Annotated in this window: 7 protein-coding genes and 1 riboswitch; all 7 genes read right to left on the bottom strand. The window is 66.8% G+C overall.

Annotated features, from left to right (window positions below; all coding sequences use genetic code 11):
• A partial coding sequence (locus AC2VOK_RS08875) for a PPE family protein (protein WP_428900145.1) occupies positions 1 to 699 on the bottom strand: 699 nt, incomplete at its 3' end.
• Positions 700 to 715: 16 nt separating this feature from the next.
• Positions 716 to 1,015 carry a PE family protein gene (locus AC2VOK_RS08870; protein ID WP_421529046.1) on the bottom strand — a complete coding sequence of 100 codons (300 nt, stop codon included), beginning with the start codon at positions 1,013 to 1,015 and terminating at the stop codon, positions 716 to 718.
• Positions 1,016 to 1,429: 414 nt separating this feature from the next.
• A riboswitch (M-box (ykoK) riboswitch) is annotated at positions 1,430 to 1,601 on the bottom strand.
• A 112-nt stretch (positions 1,602 to 1,713) separates the two neighbouring features.
• A complete protein-coding gene (gene eccA, locus AC2VOK_RS08865; protein WP_428900144.1) occupies positions 1,714 to 3,546 on the bottom strand; it encodes a type VII secretion AAA-ATPase EccA in 1,833 nt (610 codons plus the stop codon).
• Positions 3,543 to 4,748, bottom strand: a complete 1,206-nt coding sequence (eccE, locus tag AC2VOK_RS08860) for a type VII secretion protein EccE (protein ID WP_428900143.1) — start codon at positions 4,746 to 4,748, stop codon at positions 3,543 to 3,545. Before eccE ends, eccA begins: the two co-directional genes overlap by 4 nt.
• Positions 4,749 to 4,761: 13 nt before the next feature.
• Positions 4,762 to 6,609 (bottom strand): type VII secretion-associated serine protease mycosin, encoded by a 1,848-nt coding sequence (locus AC2VOK_RS08855; protein ID WP_428900142.1) that lies wholly within the window; start codon positions 6,607 to 6,609, stop codon positions 4,762 to 4,764.
• Positions 6,587 to 8,098: a type VII secretion integral membrane protein EccD gene (eccD, locus tag AC2VOK_RS08850; protein ID WP_428900141.1), complete on the bottom strand. Its 1,512-nt coding sequence runs from the start codon at positions 8,096 to 8,098 to the stop codon at positions 6,587 to 6,589. The genes AC2VOK_RS08855 and eccD overlap by 23 nt, the downstream gene beginning before the upstream one ends.
• A 270-nt stretch (positions 8,099 to 8,368) precedes the next feature.
• The gene (locus tag AC2VOK_RS08845; protein ID WP_421529041.1) at positions 8,369 to 9,271 is read right to left on the bottom strand and encodes an ESX secretion-associated protein EspG; all 903 of its coding nucleotides are present in this window, start codon (positions 9,269 to 9,271) and stop codon (positions 8,369 to 8,371) included.
• Between the last annotated feature and the right edge of the window lie 138 nt (positions 9,272 to 9,409).

Raw genomic sequence — 9,409 nt, 5'->3', positions numbered from 1 at the left:
AGCCGAGGCGTTCGTGTCGTTCAACGTGGCGGCCAGCCACGACGACACCGATCCCCACGACAACGACGACGATGCCGTCGACGTCGCCGGCGTGAGGCTTGACTGCACGGCGCCGGCCGCCGTATGTCCCGCCTGGGTGACCGCCGCGGCCTGGTTGGCGACCCCGTCGGTCTGGCTACCGTTCGGCGGAGCGGTGAGCGGAGTCAATTGGGTGGCCGTCGCCGAAGCGCTGGCGTAGCCGTTCATCGCGGAGGCGTCCTGGGCCCACATGGCGGCGTACTGGGCTTCGTTGGCCGCGATCGCCGGAGTGTTCTGGCCGAAGACGTTGGTGGCCACCAACATCGCCAGCTGTGCGCGGTTGGCGCTGACAACGGGCGGCGGGACCGTCGCCGCGAACGCCGACTCGAAGGCCGTCGCGGCCGCGAAAGCTTGGCCCGCGGTCTGCTCGGCCCCGGTGGCGGCGGTGTCCAGCCAGGTCACGTACGGCGTGGCCGCGGCCAGCATCGACATCGACGACGGACCCATCCAACCGGTGCTCGTCAACTCCGCGATCACCGATCTGTACGACGCCGAGGCCGAACGCATCTCGGCGGCAATCGTGTTCCATGCACCGGCAGCGGCCAGCATCGAACCGGATCCAGGGCCGGAATACATGGTGGCCGAATTTATTTCGGGCGGCAGCGTCGCGAAGTCCAGCATTGTTGCCCCTAGTTGTTCAACGGGCCGCGGCGGCGTTGGCCGCCTCGGTCGCGGCGTACGACCCGGCACCGGCCGCCAAGGTGGCCACGAACTTTTCGTGGATTTCGGCGGCCTGGGCGCTCAATGCCTGGAAAGTCTGAGCATGCCGCGCGAACTGAGCGGCCGTCAGCATCGACACGATGTCGGAAGCGGCAGGTACCACCCCGGTCATCGGCGGAGCGGTGGCGGCGTGCTCACCGGTAAGCGCTGAACCGATCTGCGCAAGGCGAGCGGCAGCAGCGGCCAGCGACTCCGGCTGCGCGGTGACGAACAGCACGGCAAGTCTCCTCACAGGCCTGTGGGCGCCGACAACGGCACCCTATATGAAAATGACAATCGTTTCTATCAGGCGAGCCGGCATTCATTCCAGGCGGGTTGCTGCTGATCGTCCCGGAAGTTCAGCCATGATGGCTCCCGGCTTAGCTTACCCTACCCTTAGGTATTTGATGCAAGTCAGTTGCAGGAGAATGAACTACGTTCAGCGGCGGTGATCACCAGAGGGTGAGAGTTCCCTTGCCGCAGAACTACTCAGGGGTTGAGAGCGGCCACGGTCGGATCGAAATGATCGTCGAACTCGGTATCGGACTATCGCCAGGAATCATTTCGCTCCTCACCTCCTCGCGGCCGGGGCATGCGCGGATGCCATCACGTGCACTTCGGGAGTGTGAGCCCGAGCGGAAAAGCCCGAGACGCCGCACCCCTCTCGTCAGAGCTTTGGCACCACACGGCGTATCCGGCCGGAGCCGGAAGCCACTTGGGCTCAACCCTTAATCCGGGAGGAGCTGTCCTGACCCTGGGCGTCTTTCGACGTTCGAGGTCAGTGGCCTGTATCCGCGTGGACGCCTCACCTAGCGAGGTGCCTATCGTGTCAACATTTACACCCCGAGGCGCCGAGAGTCAACGGTGCGTTACGCCGACATCACGAAAAGTGCCTGGGGAACGTCCGGCCGCCCTGGCCGCTCCAGCGGTCCCGACCTAATCCGGCTTCTTCTCGGCCACGGCCGCGCTGAGGCCCTCGGCGAGGTCCTCGCCGGTCAGCTCTTTGAAACGGCGCAGTTGCGCCTCGCTGAACTCGGTGAGATCGCTGGAGAGCACCACGTCCAGATCGTCGTCATCCAAACGGAAGCTGCGGTGGTCGCGGGCCTTCTCCACGACGTTGCGCACAAATCCCGCATTGCCCAAGATGTCGATCCCGCGAATCAGGTCCCCGTCTTCGGAGAAACTCTCTTCGTGGTAGAACTTCGTGTACGACGGGAGCAACGCGTGGGCCGCCTCGTCGGTGATGACGTCTTCGTTTTCCTCCCCCATCAGCTTGGTCAGTGCGACCAACTCGGGCGGGGTGTAACTGAAGAATTCGATCACCGTCGAAAAGCGCCGCCGCAGGCCCTGGTTCACGTCGAGCATCTTCTCCATCGCCTTGGCGTAGCCCGCGCCGAAAACCACCAACTCGTCGCGGTGGTTCTCCATGTAGAGCAGCAGCGTGTTGATGATCGCGTTACCGTACGGGTCCCCCTGCGAGTAGCCCTTTTCGTGCAAGGTGTGCATCTCGTCGAAGAAGACCGCACCCCCCAGAGCGCCTTCGAGCATTTCCTCGGTGTTCTTCTCCGCATCAGCCATGTACCGGCCGAGCAGCTTGGTACGGCTGGTTTCTACCACGACCGGCTTGCGCAGCACCGTCAAGCCGCACAGTTGCTTGCTGAAAGCTCTTGCCACCGAAGTTTTTCCGGTGCCGGGAGGGCCCAGCAACAAGGTGTGACGCGAGGTCACCGGTACCGGGAGCCCCATCTTGGCGCGGGCCAGGTTCACCTTGGTCGTCGACTTGATGAGCTTGATCTCGCGCTTGGCGCGTTCCATGCCGAGCATTGCATTGAGCTCGGCATCCCCTTCGGCCAGGTACTTCGCCGCCGCCTCCGCGTGGCGCGCGGCCTCCGCCTGAGCGCGGGTCGGCGCGCTGTCGGGATCCCAGGGGTCGGTGCGGGCCTCGATGGTCTCCGGATCGGTCAGGATCAGCCGGAAGTTGGGGTTGTCCAACGCTTCCCGAGCCGGGGTGAACTTCGGGTCGCGGGAGTACACCCGTCGCAGGAGTTCGACGGCCTCTTCCTCGCGACCGACATGTCGCAGGCACATGCCTTGGGTGTACAGCGCGATGTTGGCCGCTCCCGGCACCCTGTCACCCGCGATGGCGTCCTCTCCGCGCCGGAATGCCTCCTCGAAGACGCCGAGCGACGCCAGCGCGGTGGTGGCCATCGCCGCGCCCGCCGCCTTCAACTCGGGGTGGCGCCAAGTCTTTCCCTCCGGAAATTGGGCGAGCACCTCGGGCCACCGTCCGGTGCGGAAGAAGAGCACCCCGCGCACGTAGTTGACCAGTTCCTCGTCGAAGGCATGACGCGAATCGATCCCGTCCAGCAGCTTCGCCGCTTCCTCGTAGCGCTTGGCCTGGGCCAGAACGGCGGCGTAGGCACACGCCAACGACTCGACGCTGGTGACCGCGAGCTTCAGGAACAGCCCGTCAGAGACCTCGGGCCGAAACTGCAGATCCGTGACACCGAGGCGACGGGTTTCCCACCCAAAGGTCCTGACCGCCGCCCAGGCTCCGGACAACACTTCGATGCTCTGCTCACCGGCCAGGATCCGCGCCAACCAGCCGTCGCACATCGTCGGGTCAAGGCTGGTTGCGGTGGTGAACATCTGCGCCGCCACCTGCGCGTTATTGCTTGGCTGCAGCCCATTGACCGAAATTCCGGAGGCCAACAACCCGGCGACCATGGCGTTACGGGCGTCTTCGGCGGTGGTTTGCGGGCGTGTCATTGCCCCGTCGGCACGCTTTCGGCGTCCTCCCGCACCTGGCCCACCGGCAGCACCAAGTCGTCGCCGTGGAGGAATTCACGGCTCGGTACGGCCAGTAGAGGCCGGGGCGTCGGGGCGGGCAGGCTGGCGCGCACCGCGGCCAGTTGGCGGCCGCTGAGCCGGTTGAGGCCCGCGGAAAGCTTCTTGGGCAGCCGGCCCTCGCTGTGGTAGCGCACCCAGGCCGACAGCCGGGGCTGCCCATCGCGGGTGTTGAGCCGGATGGTGATCACGACAGCGTCGACGGTTTCGTCGTCGGTGCGAAGGAGTTCTTCCAGCGACTCAGTGGTGATGTCCGACGGCGTCAACCAGAAGCTGGTCGCGAATCCGTTGAAATGCTTGAGATGGCGCCACCCGGGACGGCTCCACGTCGCTTCGAGATCGGCCAGCACGGCTTTGTCGACCTCGGCGAGTTCGTCGGCGGTCAACGGCTTGGCCACACAGGACTGCCCGTCGAGATCCTGGGCGATCCTTTCGGTGGCCGCCACCAGCGTCGACGCCAGCGAATCGCGCGCCGCCACGGCGGCGACATTGCGTTGGGGGTCCATCCGCAACACCAGCCAGGTTTTGCGCACATACGTCGTGGGCCGATCGCCCACCAACCCCCATTCCTCGGGGCCCCAGTCTTCGAGTGCCGACAACTCCGCCGCGTTTCCTCCGCGGCGCACTTTCACGGTGACGACGTCGACATCGTCGAGGTGGATGTCGAACTGCTGCAGCTGCGCGGCAATCGCCTGGATCGGCAGCGTGGCCGAACTCGCCCTGTGGCGGTGGCGCGCCGCCGAATCGTCTTCTCCGCCGTCGATCCCGATCACTGCGACCAAGTGGCCGTCATACTCGCGAAGACCGATTTTGTCACGCCCGAAACGGCGCTGGTAGTCGACGGCGGGCGTGCACCCCGTGGCCAACGCGGTGGCTGGGTCGGCGGACCAGTCCCACACCCAAGCGGCCAAGCCCGAGATCACCGTGATCCCGTGGTAGGTGACCAGCGACAGCAGAGTGACCAGCACCGCGAGCCCCACGCCGACCCACCAGGCCACATGGTGCTCGGCCTGCCAGGAGTCGGGGCAGTGGCTTGCCACGATCAGGATCGCGATGTCGGCCACGAAAACCGTGGTGACCCGCGGCCAGGACAACGACAAACCGAATCTGCGCTGAGCCTTCATTACCGTCCCGCCCTCATCGCTGCTTACGCGATCGCTTCATCAACATCGTGACACCGAACACCGCGCCGCCTATCAGCAGCGCCCCGGTCAGCCCCCCCGCGGCTACCCAGACAGGCACCTGGTCGCGAGGCGGTGCCGGCTTGGGTATGTTCAGCGGCGCCGAAAGTCTTTGCGGCGGCTTTACCGGACCTTCGGGCACATCCCACGTCAGAGCGGCCACCGGATCAACAACACCGTACCCGACCTGATTGTCCACGCCGCGCGCGGGCGCCCGGGCCGTCCGGGTCAACCGGTTGATGATCTGGTGGGACGACAGCTCGGGATATTTCGCCCGCACCAGGGCGGCCACGCCGGACACGATCGCAGTCGAGAAGCTGGTGCCGCTCGGAACCAGCAGCGTGTTGTCCGGGCCGTCGATCGCGTTGATCAGACCGTCGTCGCGCGGCGAGAGTCCGATGACATCGGTACCTGGGGCGGCGATGCCGACCCAGGGCCCGGCGATACTCGACGGGCCCTGCCCCTGACCGCCTTGGGTGAGCGGACGGCCGTCATTGTTGACGGCCCCGACAGTCAGGACGTAGTCGCTGAACCACGACGGCGTCACGACGGTGGTGACGGCGTTCCAGTCGCGCGGATCGTCGGGCTGCAGCGGGTCGAACAGCGGATTCTGCTTGCAGTCTTTTTTGCTGCTGTCGCCGGCGGCAGCCACGATGACCACGTTCTTATCGACCGCTGCGTAGCGGACCGCAGCTCCCAGCGATCGCTGATCGATGACGTTGCGCGCGCTCATGCAGGTCACATCGGAGAGGTTGATCACCTGTGCGCCCAGGTCCGCGGCGTGCACAATCGCACGCGCCATCGTCTCGACGTTGTCAATTTTTGCCCGAGTCTGAGGATCCTCGTCGCCGGTGTAAGCGTCCTTGAGGCCGAACGCGTCGCTGGACTGCCGGATCGAGATGATGTCGACGTCGGGTGCGATCCCGCTGTAGGCGTCGGATGCCTGCGTCGGCGCGCCCGGTGGCGTGGGCAGCGCCGGGAGGAGCGGATGCGGCGCGCGTGGGTGGTCGACCTGGATCACGTGCCTCCCGCCCGGGTAGCCCGGTAGCGTCACCGTGCCGCTGTCCCCGCGGTTGGCGGCCGGCGCCTGCGCAGCGGGTGGCTCCGCCCCCGGGGCCGGCGGCGCAGCAGGCGCAGCAGGTGGCTCCGCCCCGGGGGCCGGCGGCGGAGGAGGCGGAGGTGCGCCGAACGGCGGCGGGAACTCGGGCTCACCGGGGACCATCGTCACGGTCTGCGGCAGTGGGGACAACGTCACCGTCTGTGGCGGCGGCGCTTTCGCCGGTGGCTCGGTGGTGGGAATGGTGACCGGTTTGCGTGGGGCCGGGGGCAACGGCACCGCCCCGCTGGCCGGCGCTGCACCGATCATCGACGCGACAATGGTTCCGTGCGCGTCGCAGTCGGACAGGCCGTCCCCGCCCATGATGTAGTCCCCCCCGGGGATCAGGTGGGGAAGCCGGGGGTGCGGGGTCACGCCCGTGTCGATCACGGCAACCTTCACGCCGGCGCCCCGGCCGAACTGCCACGCCTCGGGGAGGTTCAGCATCTCCATGTATCGCGGCGGCACCTTGAAGTCGCTGCCAGGCAGGACGCCGACTTCGGTGCAGTAGGCAGTCTGCTTCATCGGCGCCGGCGGTCCGGGCGGACCGTCGGGTGGCACGGCGGCCGGGTCGATCGTCGGCGGGGAGATGGCATAGGCCGGTGGAAGGCCGGCCAACGCACCCGAGGTGAGTAGGAGCGCGGCGACGGTCACACGGGTAGTGCGACCTCGCCGGACGTTCCGATCAGCGGTATCGGATCGCTGCATAGACATTCATCAACCACAATGCCAGTGGGAAGATCGGCATCAGGCAGAGGTATTCGATCCACTCCACGAACTTGCGGAACAGGGGGCTGTAGATGGTGTTGGGCACGACCGCGGCCGCGGTCAGGCCAGCAGCCGGAAGCAGCACGAGTATCGCCACGCTGATGGAGATCGCCATCGAGGATTGCAGAGTCATCGCGTACCTCGCCACCACTGCCGCGACGATGATCACGGACGTTCCGGCCAGGGTGACCGACTGCAAGCGATCGACGTAGGAGCGGCCGCGCAGCATCAAAAAGCCTGCGATGAAGCCGGTCAGCAGCAGCGGCAGCCAGCGCTGCCCGGAACGCGGGTCGGAGAGGACGGTCAGGGAGAACACCGTCAGCGCGCCCAGCCCGAGCAGCAGTCCTGTCAAGAACGACCGAGCGCGCTCGGCCTGCAGCACCACATCGCGGACCGACGCCGGTCCCTCCAACACCGGCGGGCCTCCTTCGGAGCGCACCACTGTGGTGGGTAGGTCGGGGCGAGCCTCGAAGACCCAACGACTGGTGGCCGACGGGAAGACGGGCAGCCGGATCCCGGCCAGGCGCCGGGACAAGGCCGGCGCCGCGTGGTAGGCGAACACGCACGCCAGCACGATGCAGGCGAACATCGTCACGGTGCTGATCATCGCGACCATCCGCGCCAGGCTGGCGACCGTAGCCACCAGGCTGATCGTGACGATCGTGGTGTATATCGCCAGTCGCCGACCGGTGAAGCGCAGGATCAGCGCGGCGGCAACGGTCAGGACGCCGAAGCCCAGCACTGCCTGCGGGGATCCCGCACCGCCCGGAGGAGCCCCGGCGGCCGCGACCGCGAGTGGCGCGAGGCTACTCAGCAGCATGGTATCGCCGACGAGTCGCTCGGCCGGCGTCTTGGCCCGCACCAGCAGCATCACGGCGACCGCCATGACGACGGCCCCGATCAGCGCGCCATAGACGGTGGGCAACCACGAATTGTGGTCCCAGCGCCACCAGCCCATCAGCGCTGACGCGGCGGTGACGCCGATCGCGACCATAAAGGCACCGACTTGCACCGCCGTACCCGGATCGATCGCAGCGAATCGTTTGCTGAGATTCGCCGCGACGGCCGTCGAGATGTGTTCGATGACCTGTGATCGGCGCTCAGTGTCGGAAATGAACCGGATCCAGAGTCGGTCGCCGTCGTAGACGTCCTGCTCGGTCAGTGACTGGGTGGCCCGTAGCGGCGTACCGTCGACCAGACACAGCGCCCACCGGCCGCGGCCGGTTGCCTCGAGTGTGTCCTCGCCGAGTTCCCTGAGCCGGCTGTTGACCACCTTCAACAGCGGATCGGTCATCACCGAGACGGGGGCATTGGCATCCAACAACACGCCGACCTGCACGCCCGTACCGGCCATGATGCCGACGACGACCGCGCGAGGCTGTGCGACTCCCTCGACGTCAGTCTGTGGCGCTTCGACTACCGCGGTCATCGCCCTGCACCCCCCGCCATGGTTGCTGTGTCACCCGGTGTCTTCAGCCACGCGCAGGCACCGGCCCGTGCATTGCCCGAGGCCGCGCCGCCTCCCGGTATGTGCCGTTGGACTGATTCGATTCTCATCTGCTTTGCCTCGCGTTCAAGAGTGGTGGTGGTGACACTCGATGGGAATTTGCTAACGGTTTCAGAGAAGTATGCCGTGTCCGCATCCTGGCCGCATGTTGTGCGCGAAAGCATTGGTAAACTCTCTGTTTCGTGTCCGGGGTCAAACCCTGCTGTGGGTTTTCCACTCGCCGTAAGGAAGGGTGTCCAGTACCGTCTTGATGCCCACCTGCACGAGCTGGGGCGTGGCCGGGCAGATGGCCAACCACGCCTCCCCCGAACCCGCCGTCCGCGCCTGCTGGTACATCGCGATCCGGCCTCCGGACCCGTCCTTGAGCGACAGTACGGAGGTGCTGGGGCCCTTCGCGTCGTCCCGGTACTGACGTGCGTACACCGCGACCTCGGCCGCCGGGTCGGACAGTGCCTGTCCCAACGCGGCCACCGTGGCTGCACTGATGCCCATGCGTCGCAAATCGCCGCCGGAGAACACGTTGAAGCCCGATTCCTGCCACGACTTGGTGGCCTCGAGCATCTCCTCGAGGGGGACGTTCACCGCGTTGATCGCCGCAGGCTCCGCGTGGTGGATCGACTCCAAGCCGTCCATCACCAGCGCGGCGATCGAGGCGCTGTCGGCGACGGCGACGTCGTCAACCGTGATGTCGCCGCCGACCCGAACCGCCGACACCCAATGCTGGCCGCGCCGGGCCAGCACCACCCGGAACTCGTTGTCGGGGATGTCGCGCGAGCCGGGCGGCTGATCCTCGTCTTCGACCACGCCGTAGAGGAGCTTGCCCCGCGACAGCAGCGCGACGACTTCGAGATCCGGCGCGGCGAGCACCCGCATGCGGGCGGCCACTTGCTCGTTCACCTTGTCGTTCTCGACGATGCCCTGCTCGCGCATCACCGCCATGCCGGGATGTTCGTTGAGCCAGTCGTTGGAGTCGGTGGACACGAAGGGGCGACACCGCAACTCGGGCGCGACGTGCCGGATGTCCAAAAGAGCCTGGAGCATCCAGAAACCATCGACGTTGACGGTGATGTCGGTGCGGGTGTTCTGTTGGTCCATCAATCCCTCGAAGGTCGTTTCAATCGGTAACTGCAGGCGGGGGGGGGGGGGGGGGGGAGGGGGGGGGGGGGGGGAGGGGGGGGGGGGGGGGGGGGGGGGGGGGGGGAGGAGAAGGAGGGGGGGGGGAGGGGGGGGGGG

The organism is Mycobacterium sp. TH-M116 (assembly GCF_057473685.1).
The sequence above is the reverse complement of the archived record's forward strand: the minus strand, read 5'-3'. Positions and strand labels throughout refer to the sequence as shown.

Excerpts from the sequence above, each read along its gene's own strand:
- eccA (WP_428900144.1), bottom strand. The coding sequence starts at position 3,546 with ATGACACGCCCGCAAACCACCGCCGAAGACGCCCGTAACGCCATGGTC.
- eccE (WP_428900143.1), bottom strand. The coding sequence starts at position 4,748 with ATGAAGGCTCAGCGCAGATTCGGTTTGTCGTTGTCCTGGCCGCGGGTC.
- AC2VOK_RS08855 (WP_428900142.1), bottom strand. The coding sequence starts at position 6,609 with ATGCAGCGATCCGATACCGCTGATCGGAACGTCCGGCGAGGTCGCACT.
- eccD (WP_428900141.1), bottom strand. The coding sequence starts at position 8,098 with ATGACCGCGGTAGTCGAAGCGCCACAGACTGACGTCGAGGGAGTCGCA.
- AC2VOK_RS08845 (WP_421529041.1), bottom strand. The coding sequence starts at position 9,271 with ATGGACCAACAGAACACCCGCACCGACATCACCGTCAACGTCGATGGT.